The sequence below is a fragment of the Streptosporangium sp. NPDC001559 genome (genome assembly GCF_042893955.1).
Lineage (GTDB): Bacteria > Actinomycetota > Actinomycetes > Streptosporangiales > Streptosporangiaceae > Streptosporangium.
The window spans coordinates 42,982-63,175 of the sequence record NZ_JBIAVG010000012.1 but is presented as its reverse complement, the minus strand read 5'-3'; the positions used below and the strand labels follow the sequence as shown (position 1 = coordinate 63,175).

28 protein-coding genes and 1 tRNA gene are annotated in these 20,194 nt (G+C 67.7%); 18 read left to right on the top strand and 11 right to left on the bottom strand.

What is annotated here, in order from left to right:
- Window positions 1–487 precede the first annotated feature (487 nt).
- The 3 genes from ACFYY8_RS25780 (at window position 488) to dnaN (ending at window position 3,047) form a co-directional block, all read left to right on the top strand.
- Window positions 488–1,069 (top strand): hypothetical protein, encoded by a 582-nt coding sequence (locus ACFYY8_RS25780; RefSeq protein WP_390045101.1) that lies wholly within the window; start codon window positions 488–490, stop codon window positions 1,067–1,069.
- Between the two features lie 112 nt (window positions 1,070–1,181).
- Window positions 1,182–1,781: a TIGR03086 family metal-binding protein gene (locus ACFYY8_RS25775; protein WP_390045099.1), complete on the top strand. Its 600-nt coding sequence runs from the start codon at window positions 1,182–1,184 to the stop codon at window positions 1,779–1,781.
- A gap of 162 nt (window positions 1,782–1,943) precedes the next feature.
- Window positions 1,944–3,047, top strand: coding sequence for a DNA polymerase III subunit beta (gene dnaN / locus ACFYY8_RS25770; RefSeq protein WP_390045097.1), 1,104 nt, complete (start codon window positions 1,944–1,946; stop codon window positions 3,045–3,047).
- Window positions 3,048–3,106: 59 nt separating this feature from the next.
- Here dnaN and ACFYY8_RS25765 read toward each other — a convergent pair whose 3' ends face one another.
- The 5 genes from ACFYY8_RS25765 to upp form a co-directional block, all read right to left on the bottom strand.
- Complete coding sequence (locus tag ACFYY8_RS25765; RefSeq protein WP_390045095.1) at window positions 3,107–3,796, bottom strand: FadR/GntR family transcriptional regulator; 690 nt, start codon at window positions 3,794–3,796, stop codon at window positions 3,107–3,109.
- A gap of 110 nt (window positions 3,797–3,906) precedes the next feature.
- A complete protein-coding gene (locus ACFYY8_RS25760) occupies window positions 3,907–5,265 on the bottom strand; it encodes a helix-turn-helix domain-containing protein (RefSeq protein WP_390045093.1) in 1,359 nt (452 codons plus the stop codon).
- Window positions 5,266–5,397: 132 nt separating this feature from the next.
- Window positions 5,398–5,931, bottom strand: coding sequence for a PH domain-containing protein (locus ACFYY8_RS25755; protein ID WP_352013681.1), 534 nt, complete (start codon window positions 5,929–5,931; stop codon window positions 5,398–5,400).
- A 287-nt stretch (window positions 5,932–6,218) separates the two neighbouring features.
- A complete protein-coding gene (locus tag ACFYY8_RS25750; RefSeq protein ID WP_390045091.1) occupies window positions 6,219–6,449 on the bottom strand; it encodes a hypothetical protein in 231 nt (76 codons plus the stop codon).
- 137 nt (window positions 6,450–6,586) lie between these two features.
- The gene (gene upp, locus ACFYY8_RS25745; RefSeq protein WP_390045089.1) at window positions 6,587–7,225 is read right to left on the bottom strand and encodes a uracil phosphoribosyltransferase; all 639 of its coding nucleotides are present in this window, start codon (window positions 7,223–7,225) and stop codon (window positions 6,587–6,589) included.
- A gap of 191 nt (window positions 7,226–7,416) precedes the next feature.
- Between upp and ACFYY8_RS25740 the strand changes: the two genes are divergently transcribed.
- The 4 genes from ACFYY8_RS25740 (at window position 7,417) to ACFYY8_RS25725 (ending at window position 9,015) form a co-directional block, all read left to right on the top strand.
- The gene (locus ACFYY8_RS25740; RefSeq protein WP_352013684.1) at window positions 7,417–7,926 is read left to right on the top strand and encodes a tRNA adenosine deaminase-associated protein; all 510 of its coding nucleotides are present in this window, start codon (window positions 7,417–7,419) and stop codon (window positions 7,924–7,926) included.
- Window positions 7,927–7,942: 16 nt separating this feature from the next.
- Window positions 7,943–8,434 carry a tRNA adenosine deaminase-associated protein gene (locus ACFYY8_RS25735; protein ID WP_390045086.1) on the top strand — a complete coding sequence of 164 codons (492 nt, stop codon included), beginning with the start codon at window positions 7,943–7,945 and terminating at the stop codon, window positions 8,432–8,434.
- Between the two features lie 23 nt (window positions 8,435–8,457).
- Window positions 8,458–8,898, top strand: coding sequence for a tRNA adenosine(34) deaminase TadA (gene tadA, locus ACFYY8_RS25730; RefSeq protein ID WP_390045501.1), 441 nt, complete (start codon window positions 8,458–8,460; stop codon window positions 8,896–8,898).
- Window positions 8,899–8,925: 27 nt separating this feature from the next.
- Window positions 8,926–9,015: transfer RNA gene (locus ACFYY8_RS25725), tRNA-Ser, on the top strand.
- 73 nt (window positions 9,016–9,088) lie between these two features.
- Here ACFYY8_RS25725 and ACFYY8_RS25720 read toward each other — a convergent pair.
- Both ACFYY8_RS25720 and ACFYY8_RS25715 read right to left on the bottom strand, forming a co-directional pair.
- On the bottom strand, window positions 9,089–9,388 hold the full coding sequence (locus tag ACFYY8_RS25720; protein WP_352013686.1) for a type II toxin-antitoxin system VapB family antitoxin: 300 nt from the start codon (window positions 9,386–9,388) through the stop codon (window positions 9,089–9,091).
- A gap of 59 nt (window positions 9,389–9,447) precedes the next feature.
- Window positions 9,448–10,305 carry a neutral zinc metallopeptidase gene (locus tag ACFYY8_RS25715; RefSeq protein WP_390045082.1) on the bottom strand — a complete coding sequence of 286 codons (858 nt, stop codon included), beginning with the start codon at window positions 10,303–10,305 and terminating at the stop codon, window positions 9,448–9,450.
- 171 nt (window positions 10,306–10,476) lie between these two features.
- Here ACFYY8_RS25715 and ACFYY8_RS25710 point away from each other — a divergent pair, with 171 nt between their 5' ends.
- Window positions 10,477–11,547, top strand: coding sequence for a S1C family serine protease (locus tag ACFYY8_RS25710; protein ID WP_390045080.1), 1,071 nt, complete (start codon window positions 10,477–10,479; stop codon window positions 11,545–11,547).
- A gap of 318 nt (window positions 11,548–11,865) precedes the next feature.
- Here ACFYY8_RS25710 and ACFYY8_RS25705 read toward each other — a convergent pair whose 3' ends face one another.
- The 4 genes from ACFYY8_RS25705 to ACFYY8_RS25690 form a co-directional block, all read right to left on the bottom strand.
- Window positions 11,866–12,477, bottom strand: a complete 612-nt coding sequence (locus ACFYY8_RS25705) for a hypothetical protein (protein ID WP_390045078.1) — start codon at window positions 12,475–12,477, stop codon at window positions 11,866–11,868.
- 548 nt (window positions 12,478–13,025) lie between these two features.
- On the bottom strand, window positions 13,026–13,868 hold the full coding sequence (locus ACFYY8_RS25700) for a hypothetical protein (protein ID WP_390045076.1): 843 nt from the start codon (window positions 13,866–13,868) through the stop codon (window positions 13,026–13,028).
- 26 nt (window positions 13,869–13,894) lie between these two features.
- Window positions 13,895–14,650 (bottom strand): GntR family transcriptional regulator, encoded by a 756-nt coding sequence (locus ACFYY8_RS25695; RefSeq protein WP_390045074.1) that lies wholly within the window; start codon window positions 14,648–14,650, stop codon window positions 13,895–13,897.
- 41 nt (window positions 14,651–14,691) lie between these two features.
- Window positions 14,692–14,943, bottom strand: coding sequence for a hypothetical protein (locus ACFYY8_RS25690; RefSeq protein ID WP_390045072.1), 252 nt, complete (start codon window positions 14,941–14,943; stop codon window positions 14,692–14,694).
- Window positions 14,944–15,118: 175 nt separating this feature from the next.
- On the opposite strand from ACFYY8_RS25690, the gene ACFYY8_RS25685 reads away from it, so the two are divergent.
- The 10 genes from ACFYY8_RS25685 (at window position 15,119) to ACFYY8_RS25640 (ending at window position 20,172) form a co-directional block, all read left to right on the top strand.
- Complete coding sequence (locus ACFYY8_RS25685; protein ID WP_390045070.1) at window positions 15,119–15,250, top strand: hypothetical protein; 132 nt, start codon at window positions 15,119–15,121, stop codon at window positions 15,248–15,250.
- Entirely contained in the window at window positions 15,247–15,813 is a 567-nt protein-coding gene (locus ACFYY8_RS25680; RefSeq protein WP_390045068.1) for a hypothetical protein, read from the top strand. Before ACFYY8_RS25685 ends, ACFYY8_RS25680 begins: the two co-directional genes overlap by 4 nt.
- A gap of 87 nt (window positions 15,814–15,900) precedes the next feature.
- Window positions 15,901–16,467, top strand: coding sequence for a WhiB family transcriptional regulator (locus ACFYY8_RS25675; protein WP_390045066.1), 567 nt, complete (start codon window positions 15,901–15,903; stop codon window positions 16,465–16,467).
- Between the two features lie 174 nt (window positions 16,468–16,641).
- Window positions 16,642–17,109 carry a hypothetical protein gene (locus ACFYY8_RS25670; protein WP_390045064.1) on the top strand — a complete coding sequence of 156 codons (468 nt, stop codon included), beginning with the start codon at window positions 16,642–16,644 and terminating at the stop codon, window positions 17,107–17,109.
- Window positions 17,106–17,819: a M48 family metalloprotease gene (locus ACFYY8_RS25665; RefSeq protein ID WP_390045062.1), complete on the top strand. Its 714-nt coding sequence runs from the start codon at window positions 17,106–17,108 to the stop codon at window positions 17,817–17,819. Before ACFYY8_RS25670 ends, ACFYY8_RS25665 begins: the two co-directional genes overlap by 4 nt.
- Window positions 17,816–18,211: an RRQRL motif-containing zinc-binding protein gene (locus ACFYY8_RS25660; RefSeq protein WP_390045060.1), complete on the top strand. Its 396-nt coding sequence runs from the start codon at window positions 17,816–17,818 to the stop codon at window positions 18,209–18,211. The genes ACFYY8_RS25665 and ACFYY8_RS25660 overlap by 4 nt, the downstream gene beginning before the upstream one ends.
- A complete protein-coding gene (locus ACFYY8_RS25655; RefSeq protein ID WP_390045058.1) occupies window positions 18,211–18,429 on the top strand; it encodes a hypothetical protein in 219 nt (72 codons plus the stop codon). The genes ACFYY8_RS25660 and ACFYY8_RS25655 overlap by 1 nt, the downstream gene beginning before the upstream one ends.
- The gene (locus ACFYY8_RS25650; protein ID WP_390045054.1) at window positions 18,426–19,526 is read left to right on the top strand and encodes a hypothetical protein; all 1,101 of its coding nucleotides are present in this window, start codon (window positions 18,426–18,428) and stop codon (window positions 19,524–19,526) included. The genes ACFYY8_RS25655 and ACFYY8_RS25650 overlap by 4 nt, the downstream gene beginning before the upstream one ends.
- The gene (locus ACFYY8_RS25645; RefSeq protein WP_390045051.1) at window positions 19,526–19,828 is read left to right on the top strand and encodes a hypothetical protein; all 303 of its coding nucleotides are present in this window, start codon (window positions 19,526–19,528) and stop codon (window positions 19,826–19,828) included. Before ACFYY8_RS25650 ends, ACFYY8_RS25645 begins: the two co-directional genes overlap by 1 nt.
- On the top strand, window positions 19,825–20,172 hold the full coding sequence (locus ACFYY8_RS25640; RefSeq protein WP_390045049.1) for a hypothetical protein: 348 nt from the start codon (window positions 19,825–19,827) through the stop codon (window positions 20,170–20,172). Before ACFYY8_RS25645 ends, ACFYY8_RS25640 begins: the two co-directional genes overlap by 4 nt.
- The last annotated feature ends 22 nt before the right edge of the window (window positions 20,173–20,194 follow it).

Here is a 20,194-nt window from a genome sequence, read left to right as displayed (position 1 = left end):
GCCGTGGCCGCCGGCCGTGGGAGCGACGGCGGGTGAACGACCGTGGGCGGCCCAAGGCGGTGACCGCGTGTCAGGCCCGTAGCGGAGAGGTGCTTCCCGCGCCGGCCGGGCAGGGGAACGCCGAAGAGATGAGATACGGGGTCCGTGCGCGCTCAGCCTTACGCGAGGGGTGAGTCTGAGCGCGCACGGACCCCGTGTTCACGTTCGGCGTTCCCTTGCTCGGCCCGCGCCTACAGCCTGATCAGGAACACCGTGTTCTCCCGCCGCTGTGATCATCCACGGAGAGGTCCCGGGTAGCCCCCGAGACGGATCGCCGCTCGTCCGGCAGAGGGACGATCCGTCGGTACGGCGACGGCCACCATGTGATCGCCATCCCGGCGACGCCTCCCACCCGGCGTCCACGGACGACATCCGGGGATGGCGCGAGCCGTCAACACACGCGCTCTTGGCACAGCACCGAACACTGTCGGAACGAAAGCCGGAGAACATGAACGTGTACAAGAAGGCTTTGCCCGCCACGCTCGCGGCGGCAGCGCTGGCCACCCTGACCGCGGCTCCCGCGTCCGCGGCGCCGACCACCCTGGACGTGACGGTCAAGGTCCAGCTCAGCCACACCTCGACCGTGAAGGAGTCGGCCGGGGTGTGGTTCACCTGCCCCGGCAACGAGGTGATGACCGGCCGTTCCCACTCCGGGGACGAGAACGGCTACACCACCTACTACTGCAGCTCGATCACCATCAACGACCAGCCGGTCCAGAACGTGGTGAAGGGGCTGTGGAGCCCGGGCCTGAAGGAGAGCAGGTCGTCCTACACCGCGCCGAACGACCAGGCCGTCATCGGCAGGTGGCACTCGGGCGACGAGAACGGTTCCACGAAGTACCTCGCGGCCATGTTCTTCTGGCAGGGCAGGCAGGTGCACTTCTCCTCCCCCGCGTGGAGCGGCGACCTCAAGGAGAGCAGGCACTCGTGGCGGGCGAACGCGGGCCAGGTCATGACCGGCCGGTACCACTGGGGTGACGAGAACGGCACCACGAGGTACCAGTACGCCACAGTGACGATCGTCGACTGACGATCCGGTTCCGGCGGTACCCACCGGGCCCCCTCGGTGGGTACCGCCGATCCACCATGGGTGGGACGGCCGTGATGATGGATGCTGTGATCAACACATCTGAGGGGGCTTTGTGAGCATTCAGGAGTTCGACCGGCGAGCGGTGCGGGACAGCGTGGACGTGGTCGCCGCGGTGACGATCGACGATCTCGACAGGCCGACACCGTGCGCGGGATGGACGGTGGCCGACCTGCTCGCCCACATGACCGTCCAGCACCACGGGTTCGCCGCCGCGGCCAGGGGCACCGGAGCCGACCTGGAGGTCTGGAAGGTCAGGGCGCTCGGTGACGACGCCGTCCAGCTCTACACCAAGGCCGCGGAGGACGTGCTGGCGGCGTTCGCCGAGGACGGCGTACTCGAACGGGGGTTCACGCTGCCCGAGTTCGCCCCCCGGGGACCGGTCTTCCCCGCCCGGCAGGCCATCGGCTTCCATTTCATCGACTACCTGGTGCACGCCTGGGACGTGGCCCGCTCGATCGGCGTCGACTACCGGCCAGAGCCGGAACTGGTCGAGGCCGCCTGGCCGATCGCCCTGGCGGTCCCCGACGACGAACGGCGCACCAGACCGGGAGCCGCCTTCCAGCCGGGCCTGCCCGTCGACGACGGAACGCCGGGCTTCGACCGTGTCCTCGCGGTGCTCGGACGCACCCCCGGCTGGACCCCCTCGATGTGAGACCCGGGGGCCTGGGACGTTCCGCCGCGCGGGAACACAGCGTGACCACCGACCGACTGAGTGATATGTCAGTATCAGTGCTTTGTCGGTAGGACCGGCTACCGTTCTCCGGAGTACGGCCACCGCATGTGGTGGTGCCGTTCGGGACGAAGGGATGCTCAGGTGAAGTTCCGGGTCAACCGTGATGTCCTGGCCGACGCCGTGGTCTGGGCCGCTCGTGCCCTGCCGACCCGTCCGGCCGTTCCCGTGCTCTCCGGTCTGCTGCTTGAGGCCGACGCCGAGGACCTGGTGCTGTCGGCCTTCGACTACGACGTCTCCGCCCGCGCCACCATCGAGGCCGAGGTCGCCGAGCCCGGCAGGGTGCTCATTCCGGGCCGCATCCTCGCCGAGATCACCCGGAGCCTGCCCGCCCAGCCTGTCGAGATCGTCACCGACGGGTCCGAAGCGGTGCTGACCTGCGGAAGCGCCGAGTTCGGCCTGCTCACCATGCCCGTTGAGGACTTCCCGTCGCTGCCCAAGGCCCCGCCGAAGATCGGGGCGGTCGGCGGCGGGGTCTTCGCGAGCGCGGTCGGCCAGGTGGCGCCCGCAGCCAGCCGTGACGAGACCCTCCCCATGCTGACCGGCATCCGCTTCGACATCGCGGGTGAGCGCGTGACCATGGCCGCCACCGACCGCTACCGCATCGCCGCCAGGGAGTTCGACTGGCGCCCCGAGCAGCCGGGCGCCACGGCAGCGGCCATGGTCCCGGCCCGGGTGCTCGTCGAGGTCGCCAGGTCGTTGCGCGGCGGAGAGGTCTCGATCGGCCTGGGCGAGGGAGTCGCCGGGTTCGAGAGCGTCGGCAGGAGCACCACGGTCCGCCTGCTCGACGAGCAGTTCATCGACTACCGGGCACGGCTGACCGACGACTGGCCGATCAAGGCGGACATGCGGGCCGCCCCGTTCGTCGAGGCGATCAAGCGGGTCGCGCTGGTCGCCGAGCGCAACACCGCGATCAGGCTCACCTTCGGCCAGGGACAGGTGCTCATCCAGGCGGGCGGCGGCGACATCGGCCGGGGCACCGAGGTGATGGAGGCCGAGCTGTCCGGCGAGGAGATCCAGATCGCCTTCCAGTCGCACTTCCTGCTGGACGGCCTGAGCGGCGTCGAGACCGAGTTCGTACGGCTCAACATGCAGACGCCCAGTCGGCCCGCCCTCATCACCGAGGTACCCGGAGACGCCGAGCCGGCCTTCCGCTATCTCGTGATGTCCCTGCGCCTGGCCGCCTGAGGCCCCCGACCCGAACAGGGAGCACCCGGCGCGGCGGCGTCCGCCGCGCCGGGTGAGGGTCAGCTGGTGAGTTCCTGGGCCTCGGTCAGGGCGATCAGGATGTGCTCCATGCACGCGTGACCGGCGCGCTCCGCGGCGGCGGCGTCGCCCGCCATGATGGCGCGGGCGATGGCCTCGTGCGGGATGTAGGTGCTATTGAGCGAGGTGCCCGCGGCGGTGATGCTGGCCCGCAGTGCGGCGGAGAAGTCCTGGTAGAGATCGATCATGACCCGGTTGTGGGTCGCCTGGACGACGGCGACATGGAAGGCGAGGTCCGCCTCGACGAAGGCGGTCGGCTCGCCCGACTCCCAAGCCTGCTCCCGCTCGGCGAGCGCGGCCTCGATGTGGGCGATGTCGGCCTCGGTCCGCCGCGTCGCGGCCAGCTTGGCGGCCTCGACCTCAAGCGCGCGCCGTACCTCCAGGATCTCCAGCTGCTCGGCGGCGCGTAGCCGTCGCAGCATCGCGCCGGAGAGTTCGCTCGTGGCGCGGACGTAGGTTCCGTCGCCCTGGCGGCATTCGAGCAGGCCTGCGTGGGTGAGTGCCCTTACCGCCTCACGCACGGTGTTGCGTCCGACCCCGAGCTGCTCCGCGAGCACGGTCTCGGTGGGAATCTTCGTGTGCATCTTCCAGGAGTTCGACGTGATCTGCTCTTTGAGCTGGTCGATCACCTGGTCAACGAGAGACGCCCGCTGCGCCGTACGCAGACTCACAGTCCGCCTCCTCCGGAGAAACCAATCATCCTATGATTCAATGACTGGTAGACCCTAGTTATTCCGGAGGCAGAAAAACAAATCCGGAGCGCCGGAGGAGGCGGATTGCTTTATCGAACCAGTGTCGAATCGACCGTCATTCCCACCATCGCGTCGCGGACTCCCGCTGCCTCGAGAGCCTTACGATACGCGCTGGTCTGCTCTTCTCCCGCGCCGACCCTGCCGTAGAGGTCACCCAGCTCACGCCAGGCACGCGCGACCTCACGGTCGGGATTGGACCGCTCCGAACGCAGGGCGTGAAGAAGCTCCCCCGCGGTGTTCAGCCGTGACAGAACCTCACCTTCTCCCCGCGAGAGCGCGGCCTGGGCAAGGACCAGGTGCGCGGCGGCGGCGGTGGGGCTGGCCTGGCCGGACAGCGTGTCGAGGGCGGACGAGGCCAGGTTGACCGCGCCGTCCGGGTTACCGCTCCCGAGCTGGAGGCGGGCCAGGACCACGAGACTTCCTGCGTACTCGTTGACCTTCTCGTCGAACGTGGCGAAGACCCCGCTGGCAGCGGTGGCCAACTCGTAGACCTCCTCGAAGGGGGAGGCGCTTCCGAGAGAGACCGTGAGTCTCGCCCATTCCAGTGCGATCCCGGCCAGCCTGAAGGCCATCCGGGCGGGTCGGCCGGTCGCGATGGCGTCGTCGGCCAGCCGTACCGCCAGTGCCGAGTCCTCGCCCTCCGCCGCGGCGACGCTCGCCTGCCAGAGGGAGTGGATCTCGGCGGTGCGGTTGACCACCGAGGGAACGCCGTTGACCGCCAGGATGTGCCTGACATACGACAGGCCGGGAGACTGGGGCCTGGCAGCCTCGGTCTCCACCAGCGCGGCGGCCAGTTCGATCGCGATCTCGCCCTGCGTCAACGCCAGGTGGTTGACCTGGCTGAGGGCGTAGATGGCCAGATCATGCGCGCGAAGCGTGTCGCCCGCGCGCTGGTAGCAGCGGCTCAGCGCGACCGTCAGAGGAAGGTCTGCCAGCCGTTCGGGGTGCGCGGCGGCCTCGCGGCGGAGCCGCTCGAACGCCTCTACCGCTGGTCCGACTCGGTCCTGGGCCTCCAACGAGCGAGCCCGCCCCAGCCGCGCGTGCGCGGCCAGCATGGCGTTCTCCTCGCCGGCGACCTTGACGATCTCGCCGAACCGTTCCGCGGCGACCCCGGGGTCGCCATGCTGCAGCTCAAGCTCCGCGTGACGCAGGCCAAGCTCGGTGTCGATCCGTTGGCGCGGCTCGATCCCGTGCAGCAAGAACTCGGTAGTGCACCCCAGCCGTTCGGCGAGAAGCCGCGCGACCACGGGGGTCGGCGTGCGCTTGCCGGACTCGATGAGGGAGACATAACTGTCGGAGAGGTCAGGCCCTGCCAGCTGGGCCTGAGACATGCGCCTACTCAGCCGCAGTCCGCGGACGCGGTCACCGATGGTTCCCTGACTCGGCATCTGATCTCTCAGGGCGGGGGATGGTCAATGTTCCCGCCATGATTGCACGAAGCAGTCGAATCGGTAACCCCACGTGAAGAGAATCCACCTGCGGACTCTTCGGGCCCCTATGTCATACGGGACATAGGGGCACTAATCATCCGAATCGTTGCCGCCGGGGAAGAGCATCTGACACACCTCTAGGTAGATGGTCTCCGGATAGGGGATGAAGTTGATCCTCGAGAGGGCCTGGTCCTGACCCGCCGACTCCAGGACGAACTCGCCGTATCCCAGCATGCGACCGAGCAGTGAGCGCTGGAAACTCATGTCGGTCACCTTGCCGAGGGGCATCATGTCGACCTTGCGCGTGATCAGGCCCGTGGTGAGCAGCACACGCTTGGAGGTGACGATGAAATGCTCAACCGACCATTCCGCCACTTTCCACACAAAACGGATCAAAAGGAGGAGCCAAGCCCACCAGACGATCACCAGGGCGGTGCCTCCGGAGCTCTGTCCCCCGAACCACCTGCTGAGCAGGCCGGCCAGGATCAGGCCACCGAAGACCTCGGCGATGGGGCGCAGCAGTACGGCCGGGTGAAGCCGTACCATGATTACTTGTTGCTCGTGGGGGAGTAGGTAGCGGTTGACCGACGCGGGAGCCGAGTCCCCGTGGGTCACCAGCCTCATGACAGATGAGATACGAATTGGGCCAGAGAATTGGCCGCGTTGAACATGGTGTCCATGGCGCCCCTAACTGTGTTCGCTGCGTCACCCGGTCTTGTGAAGAGGTAGAACGCCACAAAAGCAATGGCGCTGTATGTCAGAACCTTCTTGACCTGCACTGCGGCCTCCTACGACCACTCACCCACTGCACCCGCCGTATACATTACCCATGCCATTCGCGAGGTAAAGCGTCTTCCCTGACAGGGTCACGATCTCGGGGACGGGACCCGATCAGGGAGGTGTGACATTCGTCACCCACCCTCGCTCGCGGCCAGCGCGAGGACCTCGAGGTGCTTGCGGGCGATCCGCTCGACCAGCACCGGATGGGCCTGGCCGGTCACCTCCAGCGCGCCGTAGTGCGCGGCCTGGATGCAGCGGGCCACCGTGGCCGCCGGATGGACCTCGGAGAACTCGTTCCGCAACGCGGCACTGACGTGCTCGTAGGGGTCCGGCTCCTGATCCTGGATGGTCCGCTCGCTCATGTTTCTCCCTGATGTGTGCCCGCGGCCTCCCCTGGCCGGGGACACGGAAGAGGCGCCCTCGCTACTGCTCGTACCCATTCAAGCACGTTGGGTAACGAAGGGGAGGGTTAACGCCTCCCCCCACACCGGGGAGATCCTCAGACCACGCCGTAGAGGCGGTCCCCCGCGTCCCCAAGCCCGGGAACGATGTAGCCGTGCTCGTTCAGCCGTTCGTCGAGCGCGGCGGTCACCAGGCGGATCGGCCTGTCGCTGCCGGCGAAGGCCTCGTCCATGTAGGCGATGCCCTCCGGGGCGGCCAGCAGGCACAGCGCGGTCACGTCGTCGGCGCCGCGGTCGAACAGGAACCGGACGGCCGCGGCCAGGGTGCCACCCGTGGCCAGCATCGGATCGACCACGTACACCTGACGCCCGGACAGGTCGTCGGGCAGCCGGGTCGCGTAGGTCTCGGCCTTGAGCGTCTCCTCGTTGCGGATCATCCCCAGGAAGCCGACCTCGGCCGTCGGCAGCAGCCGGGTCATACCGTCCAGCATGCCCAGGCCCGCGCGCAGGATCGGCACCACCAGCGGGTACGGCTGCGCCAGCCGTACGCCCTTGGCCTTGGCGACCGGGGTCTCGACGGTGACACCGGTGACGCGGACGTGCCGGGTCGCCTCGTAGGCCAGCAGCGTCACCAGCTCGTCGGCCAGGCGCCGGAAGGTGGGCGAGTCCGTACGCGCGTCCCTGAGAGCGGTCAGCTTGTGCGCGACCAGCGGGTGCTCGACGACGAGGGTCTCCATGGACGCCAACGCTATCCGGACGGTCGTGCGGGGGACAGCGGCGGGACCCGGGTCCCGGACGACGGGCGCTCGCCTGGACGACATCACCCGCTCACCCGGATTTGGATCACAATTTGGCCCCGGAGGCGTACGGCGACGCGGTGCTTCTGAAAGCATTGACGTCCGTAGCGAGCGCACCGGTGGGGATGAGCATGTCAGACGAAGACCCTCTGGACTTTGCCATCGTCGTCTATCGCGAGGACGACGGCTGGGAGGCGGAGCTGCTTCCCGTGGCGCTCACCTCCGACCTCCAGGGTCTCGTCCACGCCCTACGCCAGCAGCCGAGCATCAACGGGACGATTGGCCTGGTCGCCGTTGGGGATGAGTTCTTCGTGGCGTTACGAGTGTTCGGTGAGCATGTGGAGGTCTTCCTCTCCGACATCGCCGCGTCCTGGGACTTTCCCCTCGCGCGGCAGGCGCTGGAATACCTCGACGTGCCGGTGCCCGACGAGGACGAACTGGACGCGATCCTCCAGGACGAGGAGACGGCCCTGCCCGCCGGGGATCTCTCGATCTTCGCCGACCTGGGGCTCGACGAGATGGAGCTCGGCATCCTCTCCGGGGACATCGACCTCCTTCCCGAGGACGTGCTGTCCAGCATCGCCGCCCGTCTGGGATTCTCCGAGCCCTTCGAGCGCGCGATCGACTCTGTGTTCGGCTGACCCCGGGAGACCGGCCATGTCCTCCAGGCAATCCACCGGCAGTGTGTTCTCCGCGGCGTTCGTCCGCACCGAGGACGGATGGAACGGCGCCGAGGTCGACCTCGGCGCCGCGGAGATAGCCGACGACCTGGGCGACGCCGTACAGGAGAATCTGGGGCTCAACGGTGACGAGCTGGCCCTGCTGTGCGTCGAGGTCGAGGACGAGTGGTTCGCCATCGTCCGCTACGAGGGCGACCGGGAACCGCGCACCTTCCTGTCCGACGCCCAGGCGGGCCTGACCGACGGGCTCGGTGAGCTCTTCACCGAGCTGGCCGGCGTCGCCCCCGACAAGGAGACCCCCGACCTCGGCGTACGGCCCGCGGGCGACTTCGAGCTGCTGAGCGACCTGGGCCTGAGCCCGGAGGAGCTCGTCGAGCTGAGCATGGAGGAGGGCGCGCTCCCCGCGGACACGCTCTCGGTGATCGCCGAGCGGCTGGCCTTCGCGGACGAGCTCGACCGGCTCCGGTGAACCCCGAGGCGTACGCCGCCGGGATGCGGCTGGCCCTTGAGCAGGCCGCCGAGGCGGGCGCCAGGGGGGAGGTGCCGATCGGCGCGGTCGTCCTCGACGCCGGGGGGGCCGTCCTGGCCGGGGCGGGCAACGACCGTGAGTCGCTGGCGGACCCGACCGCGCACGCCGAGGTCCTGGCCCTGCGGCGGGCCGCCCTCTCGCGTGGTGAGTGGCGTTTGACCGGCTGCACGCTGGTCGTGACCCTTGAACCGTGCACGATGTGCGCCGGGGCCGCCGTGCTGGCCAGGGTCGACCGGGTCGTCTACGGCGCCGTCGATCCCAAGGGGGGCGCCGCGGGCTCGCTGTGGGACGTGCTGAGGGACCGTCGCCTCAACCACAGACCCGAGGTCGTCATGGGGGTGCTGGCCGACGAGTGCGCCACGGTCCTCACCGACTTCTTCACCTCTCGCCGGATGCGCGAGTAATAGCGGATATCCGGTAAGCTGCTCGGCGGTGGAGTCGCCTAGTGGCCGAGGGCGCACGCCTCGAAAGCGTGTGATGGGGCAACCTATCCGTGGGTTCAAATCCCACCTCCACCGCCACAGCAACGAAAGGGCCCCCGGTTCGCCGGGGGCCCTTCGTCGTGCCAGGGGATTCTCAGTCCTCGGGGAGCCCTCAGTCTTCGGGCAGTTCGAGGACGCGGGCGTGCAGGATCGAGCGCTGGTGCAGCGCCGAGCGCAGGGCACGGTGCAGGCCGTCCTCCAGATAGAGGTCGCCACGCCACTGGACCACGTGCGGGAACAGGTCACCGTAGAAGGTGGAGTCCTTGGCGAGCAGCGAGTGCAGGTCGAGCACCGTCTTCGTGGTGATCAACGTGTCCAGGCGGACCTGCCGCGGCGGTATCTGCGCCCACTCGCGATGCGAGAGACCGTGCTCGGGGTAGGGCCGTCCATCACCGACCAGCTTGAAGATCACAGTACGTAGTTTATGAGAGATTCGGATTCTTTGCCCGCTTGTCCAGGTCGGCGACGGGCTCAGAGGCTTCCTGAGAACGTGTCACACCGGTTGGGATCCCCTGTCTCGTAACCCGTGGTGAACCATCTGACACGCTGCGCCGACGTGCCATGGGTGAAGGCGTCCGGGTTCACCCGGCCCTGGGTGCGCTCCTGGATGCTGTCGTCCCCCACGGCCGAGGCGGCGCTCAGCGCCTGCTGGATGTCCTGCCGGGTGAAGGGCTTGTCGAACAGGCCGGTCTCGTAGGCGTTCTTCGCCCACACGCCCGAGTAGCAGTCGGCCTGCAGCTCAAGCCTGACCGAGCCGCTCTGCGGTCCCTGCCGGTCTCCCTGGGCCATGGAGCCGGTGCCCAGGAGGTTCTGCACGTGGTGGCCGTACTCGTGCCCGATCACATACGCCTGGGCGAACGGACCGCCTTCGGCACCGAAACGGGTGCGCAGCTCGTCGAAGAAGCTCAGGTCGAGATAGACCTTCTGGTCGGCCGGGCAGTAGAACGGGCCGACCGAGGCGTCGGCCGCGCCGCAGGCGGTGTTCACCTGGCCGGAGAACATCACGGTCTTGGCGGGCCGGTAGCCCTGCACGACGGTCGGCCAGTAGTCCTGGATGCTGTTGACCACGCCGACCACCCGGCACTCCTCGTTCTGGTCGGCGTCCTGCCCCGTCCTGCACTTGGCCGCCAGGTCGGTCCCCGGTCCCACGGGGGCGGGCTCGTTCCCGCCGACGATGTCGCCGGGGTTGAGCCCGAACAGCAGGGCCACGATGAGTGCGAGGATCCCGGCGGCGCCCCCGCCGACCGCGAGCCCTCCTCCGGGAATCCTCCTGCGGCCACCGCTTTCCACCTGTGAGCTGTCCAGCTGGGCGTCGTCTCTGAAATCCATCGCAGACGTCCCTTCGATCCGCTTGGACCCCCACTGCCCTCCCCGGGGCCGGTCATGCGCACCGGTTCGCCGGGTACGGCCTGGCTCCTCGTCGGCGTCGACTTGCACGAAATATATCCCCCACCTGCAGCTTTTCACCGCCAGCAAGGGAAATATCGTCACATGCGGCAGATGCGGATGGTAGTCATCAATGTGCTCTTTGTGATGGCCGTACTTCTCGGCAACGGTCTGGGCGCCGACCCGGAGACACCGGACAAGGCGGACCTCGAAACCGGGTCCTCCGTGGCCGTCCCCGTGGCGAAAGGCCCACTGACACTTGAGGCCGACTACCGAAGGGGCATCGCCAGAGTGCTGCCGTCCGTCGTGCAGATCACCTCGCGGTCGGGAGAGGAGATCAGCGAGGGCTCGGGCATCGTCTACGACACCCTCGGGCACATCGTGACCAACGCCCACGTGGTCGGTGACGCCAAACGCTTCGAGGTCATGCTCGCCACCGGAGGCGCCCCCCGTACGGCCCGGCTCGTCGGGGCCTACAAGCCCGGGGACCTGGCCGTCATCAGGGTGGACGACCCGTCGGGCCTCGTCCCCACCGGCTTCGGCGACTCCGACCGGCTCGCCATCGGCCAGATCGTGCTGGCCATGGGCAACCCGTTCGGCCTGTCGGGCAGCGTGACCGACGGCATCGTCTCCGGGCTGAACCGGACCGTCCAGTTCGCGGCCGAGGGGCACGAGACCGCCGCCCCGACGGCCGGCGGTCTCATCCAGACCTCCGCCGCGATCAACCCGGGCAACAGCGGAGGCGCCCTGGTCGACCTCGCCGGACAGGTCGTCGGCGTGCTGGTCGCCGACCTGGTGAACGTGGACACGGGCAGCGTGCTCCCTGGCATCGGCTTCGCCATCCCGGCCAACACGGTCACCCGCGTCGTCCGCCAGCTCGTCGAGAAGGGCGAGGTGACCGAAACCGGCCGGGCGGATCTGGGAGTCACGGCGCAGACCGTGGTCGACAGACACGGCAGGCCGAGCGGTGTCGGCGTCGTGCGGACGGCCCAGGGGACGCGGACCGTGCTCAGGCCGGGCAACGTGATCATCGCGCTCGACGAAACCCCGGTCCTGACCGCGCAGGACCTCGCCAGAGCCCTCGCCGCCCACAGGCCAGGCGACTCGGCCAAGGTGGAACTCCTCCACCCCGACGGCTCGACCACCACCACGACCGTACGGCTCGGCGCCACAGGAGGGGATTGACCGGCCCCTCAAACGAGGCCGGACAGCACGAAGGGCCCGGATGGATGGTCCGGGCCCTTCGTATCTTGCTGCTCAACCAAACGCGGAGGATAGGAGATTCGAACTCCTGAGGGGTTGCCCCCAACACGCTTTCCAAGCCTGTGTAGGCCCGTTCAGGGTCGTTCAGAGGGGCTCTAAGCAGGATGCGAGGGTTAAGGCTAGACATCGCTGGACGGTCCTGTACGCAGGTGAACTGAGACGGAAACTGAGACTACGACGCTTCAGATCGACCGCTAGATCAGCTGCAGCTCCACGCTTGTAGCTCCTGGTCGAATTTTACTACGTCCACTGAATTGATGTGGTCCTGTTATCGAAATTGCCCATCTCCGGATAGCCGTATCCGGTCCACCCGAAATCATCCCCCGTGTAGTTGGAAAACTGATAATGATTTACGTAGCAGCTGGCGTAGGCCTTGAATGAGGATATCCTGTTGTCCCACCATGAGCCTGTTAGGTCTATCTGCCAATCTACTGGACCACCTGTATCGCTGCTACAGGCCCTTTCTGCCACTATAATTTTTGACTCGCCTGAATGATTATTAAGCTGATATTCGATTCCGATGACCGTGTTGCTATTTTCCTGTGCGGCGTGTGGTGAATTTTTAGATAGTGCAATGGAGTTTATGCGCTCATCGAACGCTGCATCCGCGACGGCATCTTTAATGTTAGCGGGAGCGTCGGTTATTTGCTGGCCCGTCGCGTCGGAGATGCCTTCTGTGAAAGTATTGTAACAACTTTCAGTCGTCTTTTTGCTCTTCGATAGACGGAGTACGCAATGTGGGGCCTGAATTTTAGCGGTGACGCTAGGTGCGTCTACGGGGTTTGCGGCGGCCGGACTCATGGCCCAGGCATTTAAGGTGATTGTGAGTGTCGAAATATAGGCGCCACTCATCAAGAATTGCCTCTGTCTGAAAATTGTGCCACCGCCTTCGCTGTCGAATGCTGACCTGTATTCATTGATTCATGGCTAAGTGAAATCTGTCAATGCCCTCCTCTGATTCAGACAACTTCAATCTTGCGCCATATAGTGCTTTTGTTCGTGCCAAAACATCGGCTTCCGTGTTGTCCTGCAGTACAAGGAGAACTTCGAGCCGTGGATGCTGTGTGGTTTGATCAAGTACGGTCTGGCCCTCTGAGGTGAGTCTCAGTAATCGGATGAGCTTGGCCGCCTTTTATGTGTATGTAGAAAATCAGCTACGGCGAGTTGATCATGCAGGATGATGTGCCAAGAAATGACGGGCGTAACCCCTGTGTTTCCATGGGTGGACGGGGTGGAGGGGGTAATTGTAGACGTGGTTATTCTATAGTTGCCAGGTCTTACGTCGCTCATGCGGCAGGCAAGAGGTAGGAGGCGAGTCTCGCGACAGATTCTTCAGGATCTCCTAATCAACATGATCGACGCGTCGCTGCTACTGAATCAGAAGTTGATAGCTTTAAATCCTAGGAAGATCTTTCTTGCGGGTCAGAGTTAGGTGACGGCGTTTCGGTAGGAAGGCTGAGAAAGTCAAGTTGTGGGCGGGCAAGGCCCTCTTTCCGGAAGATTGCATAAGCCAACTTGCGCACAGCTTCATCCTGAACATGAGAGATGAACTCCTCGGGGGTATTGCCACACAGGCGTCGAAGGGCAGACGAATGAGTGAGCAGCTGACGGATCAACTCCGCCTGCTCACCCAAGCGAAACGGAACACCTGCCCGGTCCACTAGGTAGCCATGTTTGCCGACGTAGATATGACACGCTGGAAGGCCCACCCCGGATGCCAGCTTGATCGGGAACTTGCCCGGGGGAAGCAGGCGCCGGTGGTAGTTCGGCTCTGTGGCATCCAGCACGGAAAGCTGTTCATCGTCCAGCCAGAGCACAAACAGGAGATGCGCCTTCTCAGGGATTTCGATCGGCGCTGCGGGGACGTACCCGTTCCGGTTGATGTGCGCGGACACGCCCGGCGCGATCCCGGTGACGTTGGCGCGTGTCATCGGGATGGCTGCCCGGGCACCATGGTTGACGAACTTGCGGTAGAGCTGGCTGGGCGCACCGTTCGACCCCACGGCGACGACTCGATGCCGTCCCTCAAGTGGTGTCACGCCAAGGTCGCCGAGGAACTCGGCCAGCGTCGGCCTGACACCGTTCACCTCGGCGCGCCATCGGCTGGCAGGCTCGCCGTCGGGGGCGTGAAGCCGTACGTAGCGGTTGCCGGTCAGGACCCCCGACGTCTGCGGGATACGCCCCGGATAGGTCAGGGGCTGGGACATCGGATCGTCTGCGAACAGGTCTTCGGCGTTGGTCACGTCAGTGGGGGAAGAGGGGGAATCGGTCACTGAGCTTCCAGTTCGTAGACGAGGACGTGACGGTCCCCGGGGACGATTGTGATCATGACTCTGAGAGGCTTGCCGTCCTCGCCGTAACCCGTCCGGACGTGCTCGGCCACAGGAGTGCCAGCAGCGATTCCGAGCTTGCTCGACTCCTCCTTCGTTGGCATCCGGATTTCGATCTCATCGACAATCTTGACCTGTGGGTATCCGATCGACGCGAGAATCCCGCCGGGAACCGACACGTCACGCGGCTGCATGAGCAACGTTCCACGTGCGATGGATTCAGGAAAGTAGCTGTCGGCAAGCTGGAACGCTTGATCGTCCACGTAGCGCACGCGACGTCGGACGACGACGAGATCATCCTGATTCAGGCCCAGTCGTTCTGCCACTTTCGGTGTCGGCACGTTGATCTCGACCGTGACGTCCTGATGGGGGTTGCGCCCCTGATCTGCGACGCCGTTGCTCCATGCGTCGGCCTCCGCGCTGTGTCGCTCCTGGGTCTCAAAGTGGGAGAGCTGCCAGTGCAGCCGTGTTTGTGAGCGGACGGTTCGTCCACGACCGCGCCCGCTGAGGAGGAGCCCCTCGTTGGTGAGCTGCTGGAGTGCCTGCCGCACGGTTTGCCGACTGACCCTGTGCCGGTCGGCGAGTTCCTGCTCCGGCGAGATGGGGTCCCCCGCCTTCAGGTCTCCACGGTTGATCTCTGCCCTCAAGTCATCGGCCACGCGCTCCCAGAGAGCGCGGGGGTCTGCTGTCCCCACTTCGAAGTCCTCCTAGTTCGCCCTGACCGGCTTGTACGTACTCACCGTACCAATCTCCTTGACAGCGCAGCCTGAAGCGTAGAGAGTACGTACTCAGAAGAAAGACCGGTGAGTACGTACTCTACGTACTTGAAGGTTCTCCCTTCGCCTTTGCACAGCTGGAAGATCCGGGAAGGCGGCGCAAGCCGCGCGCCCGGCGGGCTGTCGCGCTCGATACGTGAGAACTCAACAGAGAGCAAGAGGGCCACCGCCTCCCCGACAAAAGGCGGCTTATCCAGGGAAAACACCTGCATGATCTATCGTTTCGGCTCCGCCAAGGAGCACTCATTCATCAGCCCCGATGGTCGCAGGCAGGGTTCGATTCCCTGCCGGGGCGCTCCGGCCAACAGGCCGGTAATCACCGGGGACGGCCCCCATCCGCCAAGACGTAAGGCCGTCCCCTTCGACTCCGTAAGGAGCGTCCCCATCATGCTTCACCGAACGATCCTGGCCAAGGCACACCGCGGCCCCTGCCACTGCTGCGGCGGTGAGGGGTGGATGACCTCCACCCAGAAGTGCGGGGTGTGCGAGGGCACCGGGCAGTGCGGCAGGCAGCGGTGAACAACCTGCGTCACGCCTACCTCTACTGGCAGCCGGTCGGCCACCTGTCCGGCTGCCGCCGCCCCGCCTGGGACGTGCAGACCTTCAGCCTGGAGCACTCCAGCGGGATAAGCGAGCTGGGGATGCGCGCGGTGTGCTGGGGATGCGGCACCGTCCACGACCTCACCACCCGCATCACCCCCGACACCGACCTCGACGCCGACGCCGGGGGGATGCGGTCGGAGGCGCACCAGCGGCTGACCGCGACCTGGGTCACCGGCTACGGCCAGCCCGCCATCAAGGCGGCCGGACTGTGGCTGCACCCCGGCCCCGCCGTCCTGCGCCGCCCGGCCACGATTCCGGACCCGGTCGGCTACTTCGTCACCACCACCCCCGACACCCCCCGCACCGCCACCGACGTCGCCGGGGTCATCACCCGCAACCGCGGCGCCCGAGGCGGAACGGTATGGAGCGCGGGCATCGGCTACGACCCGCCCACCGCGACCCGGCACGGCCTGCCCTCCCGGGGCGCCGCAGCCCGCTGGATCGCCGCCACCATCACCGCTCAGGCCGCCCGCCCGTAACCGATCCGGGGCGGTGCGCACCCACCAAGATCCGCACCGCCCCGGCCAGCCCCATCCCATCTTCAGTAGTCAGGAGCTCTCGCCATCATGGCAAATCTCGTTCGCCTGCACACCACCGCCTCGAACCACACGGTCGGGGTTGAGCCCATCACCGACGGCCTGCGTCTGCGGGACCCGTCGCTGCCCGCTGCGGCGCGTCTGGCCGTGGTGGAGCGCACCGGCGGCCGGTTCGGCACGGTGTGCACCACCGACCTGACCAACCACAGCGGCGCTGACCTGGGCATCATGGCCCGCGTCTACGCCGACGCCTATGGCGCCCAGGCCCTGCCGCCCTTGCACCCGTCCCGGATGACCGACGAGCAGCTCGACGCGGCCTGGTGGGTCGAGGACGAGCCGCCGGTCCCCGAGTGCACCTACGACCCTGAGTTGCACACCGGCCCCGAGCACAGCACCGAGACGCCCAGCGAGCAGGCCGCCCGCGAGGAGATCGCCCGCGAGGTCTGCGCCACCTGCCCCGCCCTCCAGTTCTGCGGCCTGTACGCCGCCAAGGTCGGCCCCTCCTCCGGCATCTGGGCGGGCCGCACGCCTGAGCAGATCGCCGAGCACGCCGCCCAGCTCGACCGGGTGGCCGAGTTCGGCAAGCAGGTGGCGTGATGGCCGCCCGGTTCCAGTGCTTGACCTGCACGCGCCGCCACAACGCCCTGACCGGGTGCCCGTGCTGCGCGGACGGCCCCGGAGCGCAGATTCAGCGCTGCCGCACGCACGGTGCCCGCCGCATGCACGGCTGCCGCATCTGCCGCCGCCTGGCCCGTTCCTCCGGGGGCTGAGATGTTCCTGCCCCTGCTGACCGACCCGGCCGGGCTGTTCGACACCTTGACCGGTCTGCGTCTGCCCCACGGCTCGTATGTGATCTGCGGATCGGCTGCGCTGTACGTGCGCGGCCTGCGCGACCGCATGGGCGACCTCGACGTGCTGGCCATCGGCCCGGCCTGGGCCATCGCCGCCACACTCGGCGCCCCCCGCCCGGCCCCGTCCGGGCACGGCCAGGTCATCCGCCACCCGCACGCCGACATCGAGGTCTTCGACCGATGGACGCCCGGCTGGTCGAGTGACCGGCTGATCGCCACCGCCGACGTCATCGACGGCCTGCCCTTCATGCGCCTGTCCTGCCTGCTGGCCTGGAAACAGGCCGCGCTCCGCCCCAAGGACCTGCCCGACATCGCCGCCGTGTCCGCCCTCTGCCGGATGTGGACCGGCCACCACACCCCCGCCCTTGAGAGGAGGCCCGCATCATGACCACCACCTTCCCCCCGGCCGTCACCGCCGAGAAGGCGGTGAGCGAGCTGGCCGGGCTGGCCGACCTGGCCGCCGCGCTGCGCCGCCACACCACCCGGCCCGGCCTGCTGATCACCCTGGACCCCAACCTCGACCACAACGCCAGGGCGTCGGTGAACCTGTGCAACGGCACCGACCGCATCGACATCAGCCCCGCCCTGCTGACCTCCGCTCCGCAGGTGCTGTATGGGGTGCTCGCCCACGAGATCGCCCACCACGCCCTCAACCACGGCGACGGCATCATCCGGCGATACCGGATGCGCGTGGTGCAGGCCGCGCTGCTGGCCGGGCTGGCCCTGAACCTGCCCTCGCTGGCCCTGCTGGCACTCATCGGACTGATGTTCGGTGTTCACCTGGCCGACGCGCGCCGCTCCCGGCTGGAGGAGTACGACGCCGACGCCTACGCGGTGCGGCTGCTGGACGCGGCCGGGGCGCCGGGGCGGCGCATCGTGGCCGCCGCGCTGGCCGACCTGCCCGCCGAACCGATCGGCTACCGCCTCGGCGGGTGGGTGTTCGGTCAGCACCCGACCGCCCGCGCCCGACGCCGCACCCTGGCCACGGGCCGCCCGGCCCGGCGGCTGCGGTGGGCGCTGCTCTGGCAGCACACCACCACCCCGGCCGCCGCCCGGTACGGCCTGGCCGCCTCCCGCCGGACGGAGGCGGGCCGATGAGCCGGATTCGTGCGGCGTTCTGGGACCCCGCCGGAGCCCGGTACGGCATCCCCACCTACCCGTGGCGGATGGCGCCTGGCCACCTGATGACTCTGCGCCAGCTGGCCACCGAGGGGCTACGGCCCGGCGGACAGGGCGTGCAGGCCCAGATCCTGTGGCGCTCGCGCCGTCACGGCGCCCCCGGCGTGCGCGCCGCCTACCTGTACGACGTGCGGTTCGCGCTGCCCAAGCGCACCGCCACCCCCGCCCAACTGGCCGCGCTGGCCAAAGCCAACGCCGCCCGCCGGACCTGCCCGGACTGCAACCGGGACGCCGGTTACGTCCTGCCGCGCCACCTGGGCACCTGCCTGGACTGCGCAGAGGCCTCTCCTGACCTGCGGCAGGTGGCGTGATGAGCCGCATTGCCCGCTTCACCGTTGCGTTCATCGCCTTCGTCGTTCTGCAGGCCATCGACCTCCTGGCCCACACCGCCACAGTCATCCTGCTGGGCTTCGTGCTCTCGATGGTGCTTCCCCTCCCTGTCGCGTTCCTGGTCTCGCTGGTGGGTGTGGCGGTTCACCACAGCATTCGCATCGCAACCCGAAAGCCTCCGGCGAAGGAGGGGACATGAAGCGTGCGCCCCTGTCGCAAAAGCAGATCATGGTGGCCGAAAGGACGCTGAGCGTCGGGACGTGGGCCATCACCGCGGGCGCCGTCTTGTTCTCCGTCCTGACGGTGACGCCGCTCGTGGAGCGGGTCACCCCGGACGGGTGGGACTGGACCGCCCCGATCCTGCCGATCGTCGTCGATGCCGCCGTGGTCATCGTGATCCGGCTCGACTCGGCGGTATCCCGGCTCGGCGGTGACGGCGGGGCGTGGCCGGTCGTGCTGCGCTGGCTCACCGGCCTGTTCACCGTGGCGCTGAACATCGGCGACTCCGCATGGAAGCAAGACCTTGCCGGGGTGGCTGTTCACGCCGTCGCCCCGCTGCTGCTGATCGTGACCGCCGAGGCGGGTCTGGCCTACCGGCGGGCCATCGCCAAAGCGCTCGATCGGATCGAGCGTGAACAGGCTGCCGAAGCCGAGCGGCAGCGTGTTCACGAACGCCGCGAACGGCAGGCGCGTGAACAGGCCGAGCAGGAGCGTGAACAGCGCGAGCGCGCCGAGCGTGAACGCCAGCAGGAGCGGGCCGAACGTCTGGAGCGCGAGGAGCGGGAGCACGCCGCCAAGCTGGAGCGCGACCAGCGGGAATATGAAGCCCGGATGGCCCGTGAGCAGCGCGAGTTCGAGGCCGAGCAGCGCCGCGAGGAGGCTGCCCGCATCGAGCGCGAGCAGGAGCGGGAACGCCAGGAGCGCCACGCCCGTGAACAGCAGGAGCGGGCCGAGCAGGAGCGTCGTGAACGCCAGCAGCGCGAGCACGCTGAGCGTGAACGCCAGGCGCGCGAGCAGCAGGAGCGCCAAGCCCGTGAACGGGCCGAGCAGCTCGCCCGCGAACGCCGTGAACGCCAAGCGCTGAACGCGGGCGGCACCGGCGTGAACGCTCCGGCGAACACCCGCAAGACGCCTGCGGTGAACGCCCCCCGGATGCCCGAGGACGACGCCCGCGCTCTCGTCCTGAACACCCCTGGGGCGAGCGTGCGCGACCTGGCCGACAAGACCGGCTGGTCGATCGGCTGGGTCTCCAAGGTCCGCAACGACCCTCGCGACGCCCACACCGGAGGCGCCTGATGACTGCCTGCCCGAAGGAGCACGACGTGGTGCCCCTGACCGGCGCGTCCCGTTCCCGGCCGTGGGTGAGCTTCTGGCAGCGGCTGCGGGTCCTCGCCCGGATCGCGGGGGCGCTGCTGGTCCTGCTGCTCACCGCCGCCGACGAAGGAATCAGCGCACTACTCGGCTGGCCGCCGCTGCTGCCCACCCTGCGCCACCTCGCCGCCGTCATCGGCGGTGAGTGCCGGGCCGCCGCCGACCGCTTCGGCGGTGACGTGGTGGAGGCCGATGTGATCGACACCGATGAGGAGGTCTGGCGATGAGCCGCCCCAACCACACCAACCGTCCGATCAGCCGACGCGGCATCACCGAGCTGTCCAGCGTCGAGTTCACCGGCTCCCTGGGGGTCGCCTTCCACGCCTACGGGCGGGCACTGACCGCGCTGGCTGAGCGGTGGAACGTCGAGCTGGAAATCGCCGCCGCCGACGCCGAAGCCGCCATGGCTTCCATGAAGGGTCACGCGCTGCTGTTCGGCCTGGACTCCAAAGTCCGTGCCCGCCGGGTGGCCCGGCGCCTCAAGCGCGCCCAGACCCTGGTGGCCGCCCTCGGCGAACGCGGTGAGAAGTTCCACCGCAGCTACCGGCGCCACTTCACCCCCAACGCCTAACCCGACCAAGGAAGGAGACCCG

Bases quoted from the DNA above. Each gene is read 5' to 3' on its own strand.
- ACFYY8_RS25780 (WP_390045101.1), top strand. From the start codon at position 488: ATGAACGTGTACAAGAAGGCTTTGCCCGCCACGCTCGCGGCGGCAGCG.
- ACFYY8_RS25760 (WP_390045093.1), bottom strand. From the start codon at position 5,265: ATGCCGAGTCAGGGAACCATCGGTGACCGCGTCCGCGGACTGCGGCTG.
- ACFYY8_RS25755 (WP_352013681.1), bottom strand. From the start codon at position 5,931: ATGAGGCTGGTGACCCACGGGGACTCGGCTCCCGCGTCGGTCAACCGC.
- ACFYY8_RS25750 (WP_390045091.1), bottom strand. From the start codon at position 6,449: ATGAGCGAGCGGACCATCCAGGATCAGGAGCCGGACCCCTACGAGCAC.
- upp (WP_390045089.1), bottom strand. From the start codon at position 7,225: ATGGAGACCCTCGTCGTCGAGCACCCGCTGGTCGCGCACAAGCTGACC.
- ACFYY8_RS25740 (WP_352013684.1), top strand. From the start codon at position 7,417: ATGTCAGACGAAGACCCTCTGGACTTTGCCATCGTCGTCTATCGCGAG.
- ACFYY8_RS25735 (WP_390045086.1), top strand. From the start codon at position 7,943: ATGTCCTCCAGGCAATCCACCGGCAGTGTGTTCTCCGCGGCGTTCGTC.
- tadA (WP_390045501.1), top strand. From the start codon at position 8,458: ATGCGGCTGGCCCTTGAGCAGGCCGCCGAGGCGGGCGCCAGGGGGGAG.
- ACFYY8_RS25715 (WP_390045082.1), bottom strand. From the start codon at position 10,305: ATGGATTTCAGAGACGACGCCCAGCTGGACAGCTCACAGGTGGAAAGC.
- ACFYY8_RS25710 (WP_390045080.1), top strand. From the start codon at position 10,477: ATGCGGATGGTAGTCATCAATGTGCTCTTTGTGATGGCCGTACTTCTC.
- ACFYY8_RS25705 (WP_390045078.1), bottom strand. From the start codon at position 12,477: ATGAGTGGCGCCTATATTTCGACACTCACAATCACCTTAAATGCCTGG.
- ACFYY8_RS25690 (WP_390045072.1), bottom strand. From the start codon at position 14,943: ATGCAGGTGTTTTCCCTGGATAAGCCGCCTTTTGTCGGGGAGGCGGTG.
- ACFYY8_RS25685 (WP_390045070.1), top strand. From the start codon at position 15,119: ATGCTTCACCGAACGATCCTGGCCAAGGCACACCGCGGCCCCTGCCAC.
- ACFYY8_RS25675 (WP_390045066.1), top strand. From the start codon at position 15,901: ATGGCAAATCTCGTTCGCCTGCACACCACCGCCTCGAACCACACGGTC.
- ACFYY8_RS25670 (WP_390045064.1), top strand. From the start codon at position 16,642: ATGTTCCTGCCCCTGCTGACCGACCCGGCCGGGCTGTTCGACACCTTG.
- ACFYY8_RS25665 (WP_390045062.1), top strand. From the start codon at position 17,106: ATGACCACCACCTTCCCCCCGGCCGTCACCGCCGAGAAGGCGGTGAGC.
- ACFYY8_RS25660 (WP_390045060.1), top strand. From the start codon at position 17,816: ATGAGCCGGATTCGTGCGGCGTTCTGGGACCCCGCCGGAGCCCGGTAC.
- ACFYY8_RS25655 (WP_390045058.1), top strand. From the start codon at position 18,211: ATGAGCCGCATTGCCCGCTTCACCGTTGCGTTCATCGCCTTCGTCGTT.
- ACFYY8_RS25650 (WP_390045054.1), top strand. From the start codon at position 18,426: ATGAAGCGTGCGCCCCTGTCGCAAAAGCAGATCATGGTGGCCGAAAGG.
- ACFYY8_RS25645 (WP_390045051.1), top strand. From the start codon at position 19,526: ATGACTGCCTGCCCGAAGGAGCACGACGTGGTGCCCCTGACCGGCGCG.
- ACFYY8_RS25640 (WP_390045049.1), top strand. From the start codon at position 19,825: ATGAGCCGCCCCAACCACACCAACCGTCCGATCAGCCGACGCGGCATC.